The organism is Streptomyces olivaceus (assembly GCF_000721235.1).
GTDB classification, from domain to species: Bacteria; Actinomycetota; Actinomycetes; order Streptomycetales; family Streptomycetaceae; genus Streptomyces; species Streptomyces olivaceus.
On sequence record NZ_JOFH01000004.1, the window covers coordinates 239,231 to 256,170 of the forward strand.

Sequence of the window (16,940 nt, forward strand, 5' to 3'; positions counted from 1 at the left end):
CCGCCGACCCGGGAGGACCGATGGGACGGGACGTCCCGGCGCTGGTCTTCACCCGCGAGGACCGCCGCCGGTACCGGATCAAGATGCAGGAGTGCCTGGACGCCTTCGCGCAGATGCTGCGCGAGTCCCGCTTCGAGACCGAGCGTCCCCAGGTGGGCCTGGAGATCGAGCTGAACCTGGTCGACGACCGCGGCGAGCCGGCCATGCGCAACAGCGACGCGCTCGAAGCCATCGCCGACCCCGCCTGGGCCACCGAGCTGGGCCGCTTCAACCTGGAGATCAACATCCCGCCGCGCCGGCTGACGGCGGGCGGCCCCGACGCGTGGGAGACCGAGATCCGGGCGGCCCTGAACCACGCCGAGGACCGCGCCGCGTCGGTCGGCGCCCACCTCATCATGGTCGGCATCCTCCCCACGCTGCGCCAGTCCGACGTGGGCGAGGCGGCCCTCTCGGAGAACCCGCGCTACCGGCTGCTGAACGACCAGATCTTCGCGGCCCGCGGCGAGGACCTGCACATCGAGGTGGACGGCGTCGACCGGCTGCGCACCTACGCCGACGCCATCACGCCGGAGGCCGCCTGCACCAGCACCCAGTTCCACCTCCAGGTGGCCCCCGAGGAGTTCGCCGCCTACTGGAACGCGGCCCAGGCGATCGCCGGCGTCCAGGTCGCCCTGGCGGCCAACTCGCCCTTCCTGCTCGGCAAGGAACTCTGGCACGAGAGCCGGATCCCCCTGTTCGAGCAGGCCACCGACACCCGGCCGCAGGAGATCAAGGCGCAGGGCGTACGGCCCCGGGTGTGGTTCGGAGAGCGGTGGATCACCAGCGTCTTCGACCTCTTCGAGGAGAACCTGCGCTACTTCCCGGCACTGCTGCCGCTCTGCGACGAGCAGGACCCCGCCGAGACCCTCGACCGCGGCGACATCCCCGAACTGGGCGAACTCACCCTCCACAACGGCACCATCTACCGCTGGAACCGGCCCGTGTACGCGGTCGCCCACGACAGACCGCACGTCCGCGTGGAGAACCGGGTGCTGCCCGCGGGGCCGACCGTCGCCGACACCCTCGCCAACGGCGCGTTCTACTACGGCCTCACCCGCGCCCTGGTGGAGGAGGAGCGGCCGGTCTGGTCCCGGATGTCGTTCTCCGTCGCCGAGGACAACCTGCACACCGCCGCGCGGCACGGCATCGAGGCCCTGCTGTACTGGCCGGGCGCGGGCGAGGTGACCGTGCCCGAACTGGTCCTGCGCCGGCTGCTGCCGCTGGCGCACCGGGGCCTGGAGCTGTCGGGCATGGACTCGGCGTGGCGGGAGCCGCTGCTCGGCATCATCGAGCAGCGCTGCGTCACCGGCCGCAACGGGGCGGTCTGGCAGAAGGAGATGTTCCACCACATCGACGCCACCGGCCGGCCGGACCGCCACGAGGGCCTGCGCCGGATGACCCGGCAGTACATCGACTACATGCACCTCAACGCCCCGGTCCACACCTGGCCGGTCGACTGACGGCCACCCGCCGTGCCCAGGGAGTTGGCAGACGGGGACGGCTTCGGGGTCGGCTGGTTCGGGCCGGAGATGCCGCCGGCACAAGGGCGACGATCTGCTTCCCGTCGTTCCCCGCCGCCCGTGACTCCCGTCACCCACGGCCCCGGCCGCCCGCGGCCCCGTTGACACGGACGGCGGAAGATCACACAATCGGTGCCATGACCACATACCGGTTCGGCACCATCGCGGAGTGTCCCCGCGTGCCCGAGCGATCCGGATGTGAGCGTTCCGGCCGATAACGGCCCTCTTCGCACCACCGACTCGTAGCGCCGGCGGCGGGACCGATGCCCGCACGCCGCGTCGCGCTTCGTCGGCCTTCTCTCCGGTCCACCGCCCGGAGCACCTCTGACGCCTTGGTTTCCCGGCCCCCCGGCGGCGACGAGCCACGCCGCCCCGGCCGGACGTCACGCGTACCGTCGTACAAGGGGAGGATTCCCATGACCGTCACGGCCACCGGCCCGAGCACCGTCCTGCGCGAAGCACGCATTCCGGGGGACGGGATGTACGAGGGCCGGCGCACCCTGCGCCGACTGCCCGAAGGGTGGGAGGAACGGCCCTACGAGCACTTCGAGGCCGTACCGCAGGCACGTACCATCGGCGCCGAGATCAGGGGTGTGGACCTGGCACGCCCGCTCACCCCCGCCCTGCGCGAGGAGCTGAACCGCGCCCTGCTGGAGTGGAAGGTGCTCTTCTTCCGCGCCCAGCACCTGACCTCCGGGCAGCAGCGCGACTTCGCGGGCCACTGGGGCCCGCTGGAGACCAACCCGCTGCTCACCGCCGGCTCGAGCGACGACGTCGTCCGGTTCGACAAGGGGGACGGGGGCGTGCCGACGTACGAGAACGTGTGGCACACCGACGTCACCTTCCGCGAGCGGCCCGCGCTCGGCGCCGTACTGCAACTGCGCGAGGTCCCGCCCTTCGGCGGGGACACGATGTGGGCGGACATGGCGGCGGCCTACGACAACCTGCCCGCTCGGGTGAGGGAACGCATCGACGGCGCGCGCGCCGTGCACGACTTCATCCCGGGCTTCGCGCGGTTCTACGGACCCGAGCGGCTGCTGCCGCTCCAGGATCTCTTCCCGCCCGTGGAGCACCCCGTCGTACGCACCCACCCGGAGTCGGGGCGCCGGATGCTGTTCGTCAACACGTCCTTCACCACGCACATCACGGGCATGGACCGGGACGAGAGCGACCGTCTGCTGCGCTTCCTCTTCCAGCAGGCGCACGTGCCGGAGTACCAGGTGCGCTGGCGCTGGCAGCCGGGCGACGTCGCCTTCTGGGACAACCGGGCCACGCAGCACTACGCCGTGGGCGACTACGGCGCCGAGCGCCGGGTCGCCGAACGCGTCGCCGTCGAGGGCGACCGCCCCTTCTGACGTCCCTTCCGAACACAGGTCCGGGGCCGGCGGCGGATGATCCGCCACCGGCCCCGGACTCGGCTCTAGGGTCTGTCGTCACATTCCCGTCGTCCGCCCGAAGGGCGGGCCAGGCGGCGTCAGGTGCGTGCTCTCGGCGTGCCGGGCGTCGACCGGCGTACTGGTTGTACGTGGTCGGCGCCCGGTGCGGCGAGAGTGCGTGCATGGCGTCCGCGGATGCGTTCGCCGTAGCCCCAGGAGACGGTGCGGTCCTCGCCCGACTGGGCGGCGGCCGCCTCCGGGTCCCACCAGATGCCGCCGAACTCGCTGACGAAGTACGGCTGGCCGCGGTAGGGCTGGGAGTAGGCGGCGCCGTTCTCGTAGGCGTTGACGAAGGGCTCGTCCTTGGCGAGGCCGGACATCTGCTGCCGGAAGGCGGCGGGGTCCTGCTCGTAGCTGTGGGAGTCGTAGATGTCCGTCTCGGCGACCCGGTGGGCGTAGCCGGACGCGTCGACGACCGGCCGGGTGGCGTCCATGGCCTTGGTGGCCAGGAACATCGCGCGGGTCACGTCGTCGAGCTGGGTGATGCGGTCGTGCAGCTTCTGGTAGGTCTCGTTGAGCGGGCACCAGCCGATGATCGAGGGGTGCGAGTAGTCGCGCTCCAGCGCCTCCAGCCACTGGGCGACGTAGGAGGCGTCGGGCTTCTGGTTGTCGCCCGAGGAGCCGCCGGTCTCGCAGCCCCAGTCGCCGAACTCGCCCCAGACCAGGTAGCCGAGGCGGTCGGCGTGGTACAGGAAGCGCTCCTCGAAGACCTTCTGGTGCAGCCGGGCCCCGTTGAAGCCGGCCGCCATGCCGAGCTCGATGTCCCGGACCAGGGCCTCGTCGGTCGGGGCGGTCATCAGTCCGTCGGGGTACCAGCCCTGGTCGAGGACGAGGCGCTGGAAGAGCGGGCGGCCGTTGACGAGGACGGCCTTGCCGCGCAGTCCGACGGCCCGCAGACCCGCGTAGCTCCCGGCGCTGTCGACCACCTCTCCGGCGCCGTCGAGGAGTTCGAGGCGCAGGTCGTACAGGTGCGGGTCCTCGGGTCCCCACTCGCGCCGCCGGTCGTCCGGCACCGGCAGGTGCAGGCGCGGGGCGAGGTCGAGGTCGGCGCGGGCCTCGGCGCGGCTCACCTCGCCGTCGGCGTCGCTGAGGACGGCACGCACCCGGTGGCCGGGACGGTTGCCGGACAGGGGCAGTTCGAGGTGGAAGGCGGAGCCGGCGAGGTCCGGCGTGATCCGGGGGCGGCGCAGGTGCACGTCGGGGACGGGCTCCAGCCAGACGGTCTGCCAGATGCCGGTGACACGGGTGTAGTTGCAGTCGTGGTTGGCGTACTTGACCGCCTGCTTGCCGCGCGCCTGCGGGCCGGACCTGGTGTCCCGGGCGCGGACGGTGATCACGACCTCCTCCCCCGCCCCGGCGATGTCGCCGAGGTCGGCGGTGAAGGGGGTGAAGCCGCCCCGGTGCCGGACGACCTCCCTGCCGTCGGCCCACACGGTGGTGTCGTGGTCGACGGCGCCGAAGTGCAGCAGCACGCGGCGGCCGGCCCAGGCGGCCGGCAGCGTGACGGCCCGCCGGTACCAGACGGCCTCCAGGAAGTCGGTGTCGCCGATGCCGGACAGCTCGGACTCGGGCGGGAAGGGGACGAGGATCTCGTCACGCAGCTCGCGCTCGGGCAGACCGCGTTCGACGCCGCTGTCCCCCCGGTCGGTCTCGAACTGCCAGGCGCCGTTCAGGTTGAGCCAGTCGCGGCGCGTGAACTGCGGTCGCGGGTACTCCGGGCGCGGTACGGAGGGGGTGGGCACACAAGCTCCAGTCGATCGGTGGGTACAGCTGTGGGGGTGGGGTGGGGCGGGTTCACGAACCGCCGAGGCCGGTGGTGGCCACGGAGTTGACGATGCGGCGCTGGAAGAAGAGGAAGACCACGATCAGCGGCAGCGCGGCCAGCAGGGCGGACGCCATGGACTGCGCGTACTCGATGCCGTAGGCGTCCTTCACGGTGGCCAGGCCCACCGGGAGGGTCATGAGGTCGGGGTCGTTGGTGACGATGAAGGGCCACATGAAGTTGTTCCAGGCGCCGATGAAGACGAAGATCGACACCGCGGCCACGATCGGCCGGGACAGCGGCAGCACGATCGAGGCGAAGACCCGGAACTCGGAGGCGCCGTCGATCCGGGCCGCCTCCTCCAGCTCCTTGGGGACGGCGTCGAAGAACCGCTTCAGGATGAACACCATCATCGGCGCGACGACCTGCGGCAGGATGACCGCGGCGTAGGTGTCGACCAGGTTGAACAGGAGCATCTGCTCGAACAGCGGCACGACGAGCAGCTGCGGCGGGACCATGATGGCCGCGACGGTGACGGCGAGCAGTGCCCGGCGGCCGCGGAAGGTGCCGCGGGAGAAGCCGTACGCCGCGAGGGTGGAGACCACGACGGTGATCAGAGTGACCAGGCCGGCGATCAGGAAGCTGTTGAAGGCCCAGACGGAGACGTTGCCGCGTTCCAGGATCTGCTGGTAGGCGTCCAGGGTGAAGGCGCCCTTGAAGGGCCACAGCCCGGTGGTGTTGATGTCCTCCTCGCTCTGGACCGAGGTGACGACCGCCCACAGGAACGGCACCAGCCAGACGACCGCGAGGACGACGAGCGCCGTACCGGCCAGGGCGCGGGGCAGCCGGCCGTGGCCGAGGAGCAGGGGGGAACCGGCGGCTTCCCGGGGTGGACGGCGCCGGGCACGGAGCGGGGTGGCGGTTGCGGACACGGTCAGTCCTCCCGGCGGAAGAGGCGGAACTGCACGAGCGAGATGAGGACGACGAGGGCGAAGAAGAGGTACGAGACGGCGGAGGCGTAGCCGAGGCGGTAGCCGGTGAAGCCCACGTCGTAGACGTACTCGAGGACCGGCCGGGTGGAGCCGTTGGGGCCGCCCTTGGTGAGGATGTAGATCTGGTCGAAGACCTTGAGCGACGCCAGGATCTGGAGCATGGCGACCAGGCCGGTGGTCCGGCGCAGTTGCGGCAGGGTGATGGACCACAGCCGCCGCCAGGCACCCGCCCCGTCCAGTGCCGCCGCCTCGTCGAAGGTCGTGGGCAGGGACTGGAGCGCCGCGAGGTAGAGCAGGAAGTTGAAGCCGACCGTCCACCAGACGGTGAGGGCGGCGACGGACCACATGGCGACGGACTCGTCGGAGAGCCAGCCGACCGGTTCCATGCCGAGGGTGTCGAGGAGTTGGTTGGCCATGCCCAGTTCCGGCTGGTAGAGCCAGGTCCAGATCATGGTCACGACGGTCACGGGCAGCAGGTAGGGGGCGAAGAACGACAGGCGCCACGCCCACTGCCCGGCGAGTCCGCTGTGCACCAGCAGGGCCATCGCGAGGGCGACGAGCACCAGCGGCACGCTGGAGATGACGGTGAAGAAGACGGTGTTGCCGAGGCTGCTCCACACGTCGGGGTCGCCGAAGGCCTCGGTGTAGTTGTCGAGGCCGACGAAGTTCGTGTCGCGCAGGGCCAGCGAGCTGTCGGTGAAGCTCATCCAGAGTCCCTGCACGATCGGCCAGACCATGAAGAGGCCGAAGACGAGCAGGAACGGCAGGACGAAGACGATCCCGTTGCCGGTCGGTATGCGGCGTGCGGCGGTGCGGCGGCCGCCCGCGTCGGCAGCGGGCGCGTCGGTCTGCTCCTCGGCGCCGGGAGGTGCGGTGGTGGTCACGTCGGTCACTCCTTCAGCTGGTCACCGGGTTGGGCTGCCGCAGCAGCGTGTCCGCCTCGCGGACCATCTGCCGCACCGCCTTCTCGGGGGTGGTGTTGCCCAGCAGCGCCGACTGGAGCGGCTGGCACATCCGGTTCTGGAAGTTCGAACCGGCGCCGGTGAACCAGTTGGGCGGGTCGAGCACCGCCACCTTCGCGGCGTCGGCGTAGGAGGACTGGGGGTCCAGGGCCGCGTACTCGGGTTTCGCGAGGACGGGCTGGTACGCGGGGATGTGCCCGGCGCTCGCCCAGGTGAGGCTCTGCTTGAGTATCGCGGCGACGTACCGGTGGGCCTCGCGGCGCCGGGCCGGGTCGGGGCTGTCCTGGTGCGGGAGGACCAGGCTGTGGCTGTCGGTGTAGACCGCGGGCTTGTCGAATACCTGCGGGAAGGGTGCGGCGCCCAGGTCGATGTCGAACTCCTTCAGCGCGGGCAGCTCCCACTCGCCGAGCATGGCCATGCCGCCGCGCCCGCTGGTGAAGGCGGCCACCGAGCCGTAGTAGTCCAGGTTGTTGGGGTTGGTGCGGCCGTCGAAGAGCTGGGTCATGAAGGTGACGGCGCGTACGGCGGCGTCGATGTCGATCTCGGCGGGGCCGCCGTCGGGCAGGCTGAACTCGGCGCCGGTCTGCGCGTAGAGGGCGGCGAACAGCCGCCAGTTCTGCGCGGGGTCGGTGACGTGGCCGAAGAGGATGCCCGCCTGCCCCGTCGCCTCGGCGAGCGCCTTGCCCGCTTCCAGGAGCGCCTCGGGCGAGCCCATGGGGGCCAGCGCTCCGGAGGAGTCGAGCAGCCCGGCCTTCTCCGCGGCCTTCTTGTCGTAGAAGACGATGAAGGGGTGGACGTCCAGCGGGATCGCGTAGACCGTTCCCTCGTGCTGGGTGCGCGACCACACCGCCGGCGTGAAGTCCTTCTGGCCGACGCCGTACTCGGCGAGCAGGTCCAGGTCGAAGGCGTCGACCAGGCCGCCGGGCGCGTAGCCCGCCAGCCGGGACAGGTGCATGGCGGCCACGTCGGAGGCCCGGCCGCCGGCGGCGGACATGGCGAGCTTGGTGTAGTACGACGGGCCCCAGTCCAGGATGGTGCGGTCGATCTCGAAGCCCTCGGCGCCGCCGGCTCCCTTGGACACCGCCTCGATCATGTCGTCCATCAGCGTGCCGTCGCCGCCCTGGAACAGGTCCCAGACGCTCAGCGAGTTCGCCCCGGAGGCCGAGGCCGGTGAGGCGCAGCCGGACAGCGGGCCCGCGGCGAGCAGGGCACCCGCTCCGGCCATGGCGTGTCGCAGCAGCCTACGGCGGCCGATGCGGCGTACGGGATCGGACACGGCCGGCACCCCCTGGGCAGGAAAACGGGAACTCATCGCGGACCTTTCGACGGCCGGAGCTCATGCGGTGGCTTGTTTTTACATCGATGTACATTGGCTGTAAAGAGCTGAGGGCAGGGACGGTCCGCCGGTGACCGCGAGACCGGCGGCGCGGGGGCCCGTGCCGGAGCCCGCCGAGGTGCCGGGACATAGACTCTGGCAGCGCGAGAGAGGCAGGGAGGTCTCGGTGGCACGGCCCAGGATCAAGGACGTCGCACGTCACGCGGGCGTTTCGGAGAAGACGGTGTCCAACGTCATCAACGACTACGCCCATGTCTCCGACCGCACCCGGACGGTGGTGCGCGCCTCCATCGAGCAGCTCGGATACCGGGTGAACCTGGCCGGCCGCCACTTGCGCAAGGGCCGGACCGGCATCATCGCGCTCGTCGTCCCGGAACTCGACATACCGTACTTCGCGGAGCTGGCCCGGCATGTGATCCGGGAGGCCGAGAAGTGCTCCCTGACCGTGCTGATCCACCAGTCGGGGGCGGACCGCGCCCATGAGCTGGCGGCGTTGGCCGGGTTCGGCTCGACCTTCGTGGACGGGATCATCCTCAGTCCGCTCGCCCTGACCGCGGACGACCTGCGCGACCGCGCGGGCTTCCCGCCGACCGTGCTCCTCGGCGAGCTCCTGGAGGAGGGCGCCGACCACGTGGCCATCGACAACGAGCGTGCCGCCCGCGAGGCGACCCGCCACCTGATCTCCCTGGGGCGGCGCACGGTCCTCGCCGTCGGCGGGATCGACGCCCCCGGCCTCGGGACCGCGGAGGCCCGCACCCGGGGTTACCGCGCAGCTCTGGCGGAGGCGGGCATCGCCCACGATCCGGCGGCCCTGGTGCCGGTCGACTCCTTCCGGATGCCCGCCGGCGCGCGGGCGGTGGCGCGGGTACTGCGGGACGGCGTGCGGTTCGACGCGCTGCTGTGCCTCAACGACCAGTTGGCGCTGGGCGCGTTGCGCACGCTGTACGAGCACGGGGTCCGCGTGCCCGAGGACGTGGCCGTGATCGGTTTCGACGACGTGGAGGGCGGGCGGTTCAGTGTGCCGACGCTGAGCACGGTGGCCCCGGACAAGGCGGCGGTGGCGAAGGTCGCCGTGCAGCTGCTGCGGCGCCGCATCGAGGAGGCGACGGACCCGGACGGCGCGGAGCCGGACAGCACGAACCCGGACGGCGGGGATCCGGAGGGCGCGCGGGATGGCGCTGATCCGGACGCCGGGCGGGACGGCGTGGTGGACGGTGCCGGGCCGGGGGTGCAGTCGCCGCAGGACCGCATCGTGGCCCACCGGCTCGTCCTGCGGGAGAGCACGGAGGGCCACGAGGGGCGCTGACGGGCCGGGCCCGGCGGTCAGTTCGTGTAGACCTCGGCGCGGTCGACGCTCACGAAGGACGCCCCGGACTGGGAGTTGTGCTCCCCGGTGACCCGGATCCGCAAGGTGTGTCCGCCGTTCGCCAGCCGTGGGCTGACGTACTGCACCGCCTCTCCGACGCGGATCGGGTTGTGGAAGTCCACCCGCTGCTCGGCCCCGCCGTCGATGCTGACGGCCGCGTAGCCGTTGCCGGTGTCCTTGACGGAGAGCAGGACGATGCGGGTGCCGGTGAACGAGAAGGTGGCCGTGGCACCCGCCCGGTCGCTCCAGTGGTCGTCGCTCCAGAAGCACTGCGTGGCGCAGCCCGTCCCGGAGTTCCAGTCACCGGTGTAGGTGACGCTCCCGGCGCCGCTGGAACGGTTGTCGTCGTTGATCCAGTAGTTGCCGGAGCCGGGGTCGCCGGAGGGCAGGTTCTGGGTGGCGCCCATCGCGAGCGGACGGCCGAAGTCGGGCGTCCCGTCGGCCCGCCAGGTGAACTTCTGCGCCCGCGTGGTGCGGTTGCTGTAGGTGTTCTGCGACGTGGTCTTGGCGTGGTAGACGATCCAGTCCTCGGTGCCGTCCGGGGAGGTGAAGAAGGCGTGGTGGCCGGGGCCGAACACGCCGCGGTCGTCGGCGCGGGAGAACACCGCCCCCTGGTGCTGCCGCCAGTTCCCCGGCACCAGCGGGTCGGACGTCAGCGGCATCGACATCATCCAGACCTGGTAGTCCGGCTTGCCGGTGTCGCAGGCGGAGTACGTCATCCAGACCCGCCCGTTGCGGTAGAGGAACTCGGGCCCCTCCCGCACCTCGGGGCAGCCGCCCGCGGCGTCGAAGGCGACCGCGTTGCCTGAGACGGTGTACGGGTTGGACATCGGGGCGATGTTGAGGCCGTTGTGCTGGTACTGGTTGATGCCGCTGTAGGCGAGGTAGAGCCGCCCGCCGAGCTGGAGGATGCCCGCGTCGATGGCGAAGTCGTCGGCGTGGTTGGGCGGGGCCAGCTTGGCCTTGAAGTGGTACGGGCCGGCCGGGTCGTCGCGCTCCGACTCCAGGACGTAGAGCCGGTGGTGGTCGTCGACGCCGTCGTCGGCCGTGTAGTAGAGGTACCAGCGGCCGTCGAAGCGGTAGAACTCCGGGGCCCAGATGTTGCGGTTGCGCGAGGGGTCGGTGTCCGTCCACACGGTGACGGGGTCGGCGGCCGCCAGGTTGCCCAGGGACGGGGAGCGCCACATCTTGATGCTGCCGCCCTGGGTGGTGGTCAGGTAGTAGGTGCCGTTCCAGTGGGTCATGAACGGGTCGGGCCCGCTGTTGAGCGGGTTGCGGAACGTGCCGGCCGCGGCGGCCTCGGCGCGGGGTCCGGAGGCGGCCGGTGCGGCTGTGGCCGGTGCGGTGAGCCCGGGCAGCAGGCCCACGACGAGCCCGAGGAGGGCGGCGACGAGGAGGCCGAGGCGGGCACGGGAGGGGAGGAGGGGGCGGGAGGAGCTGGGAGGCACGGAGAGTCCTTTCCGCAGCGCTTTGCGACTCGCTTCACATCGATGTCTTCGGACGGTGCTTTACATCGATGTAACGACGAGGCGTCAGGCTAAGGAGGCTCCGACAGGCTGTCAACGGGGCCAGAAATGGTATTCCATTTGCCGCAGACCTCTTGACGGTGTCGTTTGGCGAAAACTACGTTCTGTTCACCGGAAAGCTGCTTTCGCTTTGTGGAACTCTCCAACTCCCCGCACCTGAACCCAGGAGTCCCGCATGACTGCCCTGGAAGACCGCCGATCCACCGGACAGACCGGCGAGACCGGCACCAGCCCCGGTCTGTACACGTACGACCTGGCTCCGACGAAGCGCGACGGACGCCGCTGGGGCGCCTACAACGTCTTCACGCTCTGGGCCAACGACGTGCACAGCCTGGGCAATTACGCCTTCGCCATCGGACTGTTCGCGCTGGGGCTCAACGTGTGGGGCATCCTCGCCGCCTTCGCGCTGGCGTCGGTCCTGCTCTTCGGCCTGCTCACCCTGTCCGGGTTCATGGGCCACAAGACGGGCGTGCCGTTCCCGGTCATGAGCCGCATCGCCTTCGGTATCAGGGGCGCCAAGATTCCGGCGGCGGTCCGGGGCGCCGTGGCGATCGCCTGGTTTGGTATCCAGACCTATCTGGCATCCGCCGTACTGAGCGCCCTGCTGGTGGCCATGTTCCCCTCCCTGGCCTCCCTGGACACGAACTCCCTGCTCGGGCAGTCGACGCTCGGCTGGATCACCTTCATGGTGCTGTGGGCGCTGCAGGTGGTCATCGTCAGCTACGGCATGCAGATGATCCGCCGCTACATGGCCTTCGCGGCGCCCACCACCCTGATCACGATGTGCGCCCTGGCCGTATGGATGTTCGTCCGGGCGGACGGCTCGGTCTCCGTCTCCGTCGGTGATCCGCTCACCAGCGGCGCGATGTGGCTTCAGGTGCTCCAGGCGGCGGCCCTGTGGGTGGTGATCTACGGGACGTTCGTGCTGAACTTCTGCGACTTCACCCGCTCCGCGCGCAGCCGCGCCTCCATCGTCCGGGGCAACGTGATCGGTATCCCGGTCAACATGCTGTTCTTCGCGGGCATCGTGGCGGTGCTCAGCGGCGCCCAGTTCAGCCTCGACGGACATGTCATCACCAGTCCGACGGACATCGTCAGGACCATCCCCAACATGTTCCTGCTGGCCGTGGCCTCCCTCTGCCTCATCGCCCTCACTGTGGCGGTGAACCTGCTGGCCAACTTCGTCGCGCCGATCTACGCCCTGGTCGACCTGTTCCCGCACCGGCTCGACTTCCGCCGCGCCGGTCTGGTCAGCGCGGTCCTCGGCCTGGTGATCACGCCCTGGAACCTCTACAACAGCCCGGTCGTCGTCAACTACTTCCTCGGCGGGCTCGGCGCCCTGCTCGGCCCCCTGTTCGGCGTGATCATGGCGGACTACTGGCTGCTGCGCAGGTCCCGGGTGAACGTGCCGGCCCTCTACACCGAGGACGCGGACGCCGAGTACCACTACCGCCGGGGCTACAACCCGCGGGCCGTCGCCGTCTTCCTGCCCAGCGCCGCGATCGCCGTCGTCGTCGCCCTGGTCCCCTTCTTCCACGCCGCGGCGGGCTTCTCCTGGTTCATCGGCGCGATCGTCGCCGCCGTGCTGTACGCGATCGTCGCCGACCGCGCCTCACCGGTCCGCGACATCGACGGCGAGGCCATCGCCGTCGCGGCGGAATAGCCCCGCCCCGCCGCGGCCCCGCCGTCGCGGACCACCCCCACCCGAGCAGAAGGCCGGCCCCCTCATGCGCATCCTCGTGGTCAACGTCAACACCACGCAGTCCATCACCGACGCGATCGGCAAGCAGGCGGCCGGTGCGGCCTCCCCCGGCACCGAGATCGTCCCCCTGACACCGGCCTTCGGCGCCGAGTCGGTCGAGGGCAACTACGAGAGCTACCTGGCCGCCGTCGCCGTGATGGAGGCGGTCCGGGCCTTTCCGGACCCGTTCGACGCGGTGATCCAGGCGGGCTACGGGGAGCACGGCCGCGAAGGTCTCCAGGAGCTGCTGGACGTACCCGTCGTCGACATCACCGAGGCCGCCGCGAGCACCGCACAGTTCCTGGGCCGCCGGTACTCCGTCGTCACCACGCTCGACCGCACGGTGCCGCTGATCGAGGAACGGCTGGCGGTGGCCGGACTGAGCGCCCGCTGCGCCTCGGTGCGCGCCAGCGGACTGGCCGTGCTCGAACTGGAGCGGGACGAGCAGGCCGCCGTGGACGCCATCACCGAACAGGCCGCCAGGGCGGTCGAGGACGACCGGGCGGAGGTGATCTGCCTGGGCTGCGGAGGCATGGCGGGCCTCGCCGAACGCGTGGTGGAACGCACCGGCGTTCCCGTGGTCGACGGCGTCTCGGCGGCGGTGACGATCGCCGAGTCCCTGGTCCGGCTGGGGCTGTCCACGTCCAAGGTCCGCACCTACGCGCGCCCGCGTCCCAAGCGGATCGTCAACTGGCCGCCGCGCACGGGCTGACCGTCCGTACGGGCCGCCCCGTCCGCACGTCCCGCTGTCCCGGCCGTCCGCCGCAGGCCCCGGGGTATTCTGACGGGCCGCCCGACCGCCGCTCCGCACGAGGCGGCCGGCGTGCCGGGGTACGGGAAAAGCGACGAGGGACGGCGATGGCTGCGTCAGAGGGCTTCACGCCCGAGTCCGAGCGGGTCACGCGGCGGTTGCGCGACGAGATCATCGACGGGATGCGGGGGCCGGGCAGCCGCCTGGTCGAACGGGAACTGGCCGAGTCCCTCGGGGTGAGCCGCCTCCCCGTGCGCGAGGCGCTCAGGACCCTGGTGTCGGAGGGGCTCGTGACGCCGCGGCCACGGACCTGGGCGGTGGTACGGGAGTTCACCACGAGCGACATCGCCGACCTCGACGAGGTCCGCTCGGGCCTGGAGACCCTGGGATTCAGGCTCGCGGCCCAGCGGCACACGCGCGAAGGGCTCGAGCGCCTGCGCGCGACGGTGGACGCCGAACTCGACGCCGCCCGCGCGGGAGACGCGGTACGGGCCCGCAGGGCGGCCGCCGACTTCCACCAGACGGTCATCTCGCTGGCCGCCAACGAGTTGCTCAACGAACTCGAACGCGTCCTGCGCAGCCGGCTGCGCTGGCTCCTGGGCCAGCACGACGACCTGCTGGCCGTCGCCCTGGAACACGACGCCCTGTGCCGGGCCATCGCGGCGCGCGACGTGGAACGCGTCCAGGAACTCGTCCTGCACCACCTGTCGACCAGCCGCAGCGCGGCTCTCGGCCACCACGCGCAGGAACGGGCGTCCCGCGAGGAGCGGCAGCCGGAGCGCTCCTAGGGTGCGTTTCAAAAGTGGATCTTGATGCGCCAGGATCCACTTCATGGGGAGGCCTGACCTGCCGGATGTGAGTGAGCGAAGCCGGCGCCACTACTCCCGGTCGGAAGGAAGCCTGGACGGCCACCAGTGCGCGGCAAGCGGCAGCTGATGGACGGCATACGCCGGCGCACTCGTGCTGGTGCTCCCTGGCGGGACGTGCCGAGTCGAACAGACCCAGAAGCCGATGTCGCTGGTCATCACGGCCGGGCAGCGCGCGCACCCGGCCAGACAAGGTCCGAGCCGACAAGGCATACGGCTCCCGCGCGAACCGCGCCTACCGTGCTGGTCGCGGCCGTCAACGAGTGGCTGTGACCAACACCTTCGAAACGCCCCCCTGGGCGCTGTTACCGGCCTGCGGATCTTTAGAACGAGGCGGGCGGGAGAAGGGCAGGGGACGCGTCCAGTAGCTGGAATCCGTTGTCCCGCTGCTGGACGCGTCCGCTGCTGGGATGCGTGAAGTGGGTGCCCAGCAGTAGGTCACCGGTACCGGCCAGCTCGGTGAGCAGGCGGTGGCGGGTGGTTCGTGCCTCGGCGGGATCGACGTCGCCGACGCTGCCCATCTCGGGGTACGCCAGTTGCACGGGATGATGCAGGCTGTCGCCGCTGATCAGCGCATTGCGGCCGGTACCTGTCAGCTTGACCGACAGGTGGCCGGGAGTGTGGCCGCGTGTCGGTACCAGGCGGACGCCGTCGGCCACCTCAAGGCCCGAGGCCGGGATGTCGAGCAGGTCGTACAGGCCGTTGTCACGGATGGGGCGCAGGGAGTCGCGGTGCACCTGGGCGACTTCCTCGTCGCTTTCGGCGGCGGCGGTCCAGTAGTCCCATTCTCTGCGGTCGGTGAGATAGCGGGCGTTCGGGAAGGTCGGTGCCCAGCGGCTGTCGACCAAGTGAGTGTTCCAGCCGACGTGGTCGACGTGCATGTGCGTGGTGATCACCAGGTCGACGGTGTCCGGGGCGAAACCCGCGGCGGTCAGCCGGGCCAGCAGCGGGGTCTGCAGGTTGTCGGCGTCGGGTATCTGCCGGGGCTTGTCGTTGCCGATGCCGGTGTCGACCAGGATGCGCTTGCCGTTCACCTCGATCGCGAAGATGTGAACGTGCATCGCAAAGGCTGTGCCGTCGGTGAAATCGGGTTGCAGCCAGGGATGGTGCAAGTGTTCCGGTGTGGCATCGGGCAGCAGCCATTGACTGGTTGCCGGCGACATGTCGATTTCGTCGACTCGGCGCACAACGACGCCTCCGAGGTCCCAGCCCAGGAAGGCCGGGGATATACGACTCATGAACACTTTGAATCCATTCGTCTTGTTTGACCACCGGTTCCGCGGGTCGACTCTAGGACTGTCTGCGACCTTTCGTAAGTACGTACCTTTTTGTAAGCTGGTGGCATGGTGGCGAGTGAGCAGTTCGGGGATGTTTTCGCCCAGCTTCCGGCAGACTCTTTCGACAAGGACTGCCCGACGCGGCCGGTGATGGCCCAAGTGACCGGCCGGTGGGGTGCGTTGATCATCGCTGCGCTGGTTCCTGGACCGATGCGCTTCTCCGGCCTTCACCGGCACATCGGCGGCATCAGCCAGAAGATGCTGTCGCAGTACCTCAAGTCGGTGGTGCGGTATGGGCTGGTCGAACGCCTGGTGGAGCCCACCGTCCCGCCGCAGGTCACCTACAGCCTGACGCCACTCGGGCGGAGCCTGGCGCAGCAGCTGTGCGCGCTGCTGAGCTGGTTCCACGCCAACACCCCGGCGCTGGAGGCCGCCCAGCAGCGCTACGACGCTGCCGATTCCCCGGCCGGGTAGCGCGCCACGGGACTGCTTACCGCCGCGCCATCGACCCCCTTCTCTCGGTCTGACCTGACTTGTGGGACATGCCCTTAGGGCCTGCCGGGCCGGGCCGCGGGCCGGGAGGGTGGGCGCGCGAAACGGGAGGGTGGGAGGCCGAAGGTGCGGGTGAAGGCGGCGGTGAACGCGGCGGGCGTCGCGTAGCCGAGGCGGCCGGAGACCTCGCCGACCGGCGCGCCGCGCAGCAGCGGCACCGCGGCGAGCAGGCGTGCGCGGGCCCGCCAGACGGCGGGGCTCTCCCCGGTCTCGCCGCGGAAGAGCCGGGTGAAGGCCCGCTCGCTCATCGCCGTCCGCGCGGCCCACTGGGCGTTGGTGACGGCGGCGTCCGGAGCGGCCAGGTAGTCCCGGCAGAGCGTGGCCAGCCCGGCGGAGGCGGGGATGGCCACGTGGAACGGGAGCGGGGCCCGCGCCGCGATCTCGTGCAGGAGGAGGTCGGCGACGCTGCCCTCGCGGCCCGACAGGCTGTAGTCCGCCTCGAACCCGACCGCGGCGTTGAGCAGTTCGCGCAGGAGCGGCGGTACGTCCACGACCGTGCACGTCCCGGGCCACCAGGGCACGACCCCCGGCTCGATGTACAGGCTGCGGGTGCTCACGCCCAGCATGCGCACCCGGTGCCGGGTGGCGGCCGGGATCAGGACGGCGCGCTCCGGCGGAACGGTCCAGGTGCCGTCGGCGGTGTCGACGACCATGACGCCGGTGGCGCCGTACAGGAACTGCGCGCGCCGGTGCTCGTGCCAGTCCAGGAGGTGGCCGGGCGGGTAGTCGGTGCCGATCGGCAGGACGGCCCGGTCCACATGGTCGACGTCGGCCAGGGGGACGTTCTTCACCCGGCCACCCTACGACCGTCCTG

At 70.8% G+C, this 16,940-nt stretch carries 14 protein-coding genes and 1 pseudogene; 8 read left to right on the forward strand and 7 right to left on the reverse strand.

Annotated elements, in window-relative coordinates:
* Positions 1-20: 20 nt before the first annotated feature.
* Together IG94_RS0107190 and IG94_RS0107195 are read left to right on the forward strand one after the other, a co-directional pair.
* Entirely contained in the window at positions 21-1,499 is a 1,479-nt protein-coding gene (locus IG94_RS0107190) for a glutamate-cysteine ligase family protein (protein ID WP_031032626.1), read from the forward strand.
* Positions 1,500-1,975: 476 nt separating this feature from the next.
* Entirely contained in the window at positions 1,976-2,914 is a 939-nt protein-coding gene (locus tag IG94_RS0107195; RefSeq protein ID WP_031032628.1) for a TauD/TfdA dioxygenase family protein, read from the forward strand.
* 212 nt (positions 2,915-3,126) lie between these two features.
* On the opposite strand, the pseudogene IG94_RS0107200 reads toward IG94_RS0107195, so the two are convergent.
* From IG94_RS0107200 to IG94_RS0107215, 4 genes and pseudogenes are all read right to left on the reverse strand, one after another.
* Positions 3,127-4,737, reverse strand: a pseudogene (locus IG94_RS0107200) (glycoside hydrolase family 2 protein); the annotation flags it as partial.
* Positions 4,738-4,789: 52 nt separating this feature from the next.
* Positions 4,790-5,689, reverse strand: coding sequence for a carbohydrate ABC transporter permease (locus IG94_RS0107205; RefSeq protein ID WP_031032636.1), 900 nt, complete (start codon positions 5,687-5,689; stop codon positions 4,790-4,792).
* Between the two features lie 2 nt (positions 5,690-5,691).
* Positions 5,692-6,633, reverse strand: coding sequence for a carbohydrate ABC transporter permease (locus IG94_RS0107210; protein ID WP_031032638.1), 942 nt, complete (start codon positions 6,631-6,633; stop codon positions 5,692-5,694).
* A gap of 13 nt (positions 6,634-6,646) precedes the next feature.
* Positions 6,647-8,023 (reverse strand): extracellular solute-binding protein, encoded by a 1,377-nt coding sequence (locus IG94_RS0107215; protein ID WP_031032639.1) that lies wholly within the window; start codon positions 8,021-8,023, stop codon positions 6,647-6,649.
* Between the two features lie 190 nt (positions 8,024-8,213).
* Between IG94_RS0107215 and IG94_RS0107220 the strand changes: the two genes are divergently transcribed.
* Positions 8,214-9,353 (forward strand): LacI family DNA-binding transcriptional regulator, encoded by a 1,140-nt coding sequence (locus tag IG94_RS0107220; protein WP_031032642.1) that lies wholly within the window; start codon positions 8,214-8,216, stop codon positions 9,351-9,353.
* Positions 9,354-9,370: 17 nt separating this feature from the next.
* On the opposite strand, the gene IG94_RS0107225 is transcribed toward IG94_RS0107220, so the two are convergent.
* Positions 9,371-10,861 (reverse strand): family 43 glycosylhydrolase, encoded by a 1,491-nt coding sequence (locus IG94_RS0107225; RefSeq protein WP_031032644.1) that lies wholly within the window; start codon positions 10,859-10,861, stop codon positions 9,371-9,373.
* 253 nt (positions 10,862-11,114) lie between these two features.
* On the opposite strand from IG94_RS0107225, the gene IG94_RS0107230 reads away from it, so the two are divergent.
* The 4 genes from IG94_RS0107230 (at position 11,115) to IG94_RS43090 (ending at position 14,570) form a co-directional block, all read left to right on the forward strand.
* Positions 11,115-12,602, forward strand: coding sequence for an NCS1 family nucleobase:cation symporter-1 (locus IG94_RS0107230; RefSeq protein ID WP_031032645.1), 1,488 nt, complete (start codon positions 11,115-11,117; stop codon positions 12,600-12,602).
* Between the two features lie 64 nt (positions 12,603-12,666).
* Positions 12,667-13,392, forward strand: a complete 726-nt coding sequence (locus IG94_RS0107235) for an aspartate/glutamate racemase family protein (protein WP_031032646.1) — start codon at positions 12,667-12,669, stop codon at positions 13,390-13,392.
* Between the two features lie 146 nt (positions 13,393-13,538).
* Entirely contained in the window at positions 13,539-14,219 is a 681-nt protein-coding gene (locus IG94_RS0107240) for a GntR family transcriptional regulator (RefSeq protein WP_031032649.1), read from the forward strand.
* 126 nt (positions 14,220-14,345) lie between these two features.
* Complete coding sequence (locus IG94_RS43090) at positions 14,346-14,570, forward strand: hypothetical protein (RefSeq protein WP_211269659.1); 225 nt, start codon at positions 14,346-14,348, stop codon at positions 14,568-14,570.
* A 50-nt stretch (positions 14,571-14,620) separates the two neighbouring features.
* On the opposite strand, the gene IG94_RS0107245 is transcribed toward IG94_RS43090, so the two are convergent.
* On the reverse strand, positions 14,621-15,535 hold the full coding sequence (locus IG94_RS0107245; RefSeq protein WP_031032652.1) for an MBL fold metallo-hydrolase: 915 nt from the start codon (positions 15,533-15,535) through the stop codon (positions 14,621-14,623).
* Positions 15,536-15,640: 105 nt separating this feature from the next.
* Between IG94_RS0107245 and IG94_RS0107250 the strand changes: the two genes are divergently transcribed.
* Complete coding sequence (locus IG94_RS0107250; RefSeq protein WP_031032654.1) at positions 15,641-16,048, forward strand: winged helix-turn-helix transcriptional regulator; 408 nt, start codon at positions 15,641-15,643, stop codon at positions 16,046-16,048.
* 74 nt (positions 16,049-16,122) lie between these two features.
* Here IG94_RS0107250 and IG94_RS0107255 read toward each other — a convergent pair whose 3' ends face one another.
* The gene (locus IG94_RS0107255; RefSeq protein WP_031032656.1) at positions 16,123-16,917 is read right to left on the reverse strand and encodes an AraC family transcriptional regulator; all 795 of its coding nucleotides are present in this window, start codon (positions 16,915-16,917) and stop codon (positions 16,123-16,125) included.
* Between the last annotated feature and the right edge of the window lie 23 nt (positions 16,918-16,940).

What these genes read in the sequence shown, in the direction of transcription:
- IG94_RS0107230 (WP_031032645.1), top strand. Translation starts at nt 11,115, where the DNA reads ATGACTGCCCTGGAAGACCGCCGATCCACCGGACAGACCGGCGAGACC.
- IG94_RS0107235 (WP_031032646.1), top strand. Translation starts at nt 12,667, where the DNA reads ATGCGCATCCTCGTGGTCAACGTCAACACCACGCAGTCCATCACCGAC.
- IG94_RS0107245 (WP_031032652.1), bottom strand. Translation starts at nt 15,535, where the DNA reads ATGAGTCGTATATCCCCGGCCTTCCTGGGCTGGGACCTCGGAGGCGTC.
- IG94_RS0107240 (WP_031032649.1), top strand. Translation starts at nt 13,539, where the DNA reads ATGGCTGCGTCAGAGGGCTTCACGCCCGAGTCCGAGCGGGTCACGCGG.
- IG94_RS0107190 (WP_031032626.1), top strand. Translation starts at nt 21, where the DNA reads ATGGGACGGGACGTCCCGGCGCTGGTCTTCACCCGCGAGGACCGCCGC.
- IG94_RS0107215 (WP_031032639.1), bottom strand. Translation starts at nt 8,023, where the DNA reads ATGAGTTCCCGTTTTCCTGCCCAGGGGGTGCCGGCCGTGTCCGATCCC.
- IG94_RS0107250 (WP_031032654.1), top strand. Translation starts at nt 15,641, where the DNA reads ATGGTGGCGAGTGAGCAGTTCGGGGATGTTTTCGCCCAGCTTCCGGCA.
- IG94_RS0107195 (WP_031032628.1), top strand. Translation starts at nt 1,976, where the DNA reads ATGACCGTCACGGCCACCGGCCCGAGCACCGTCCTGCGCGAAGCACGC.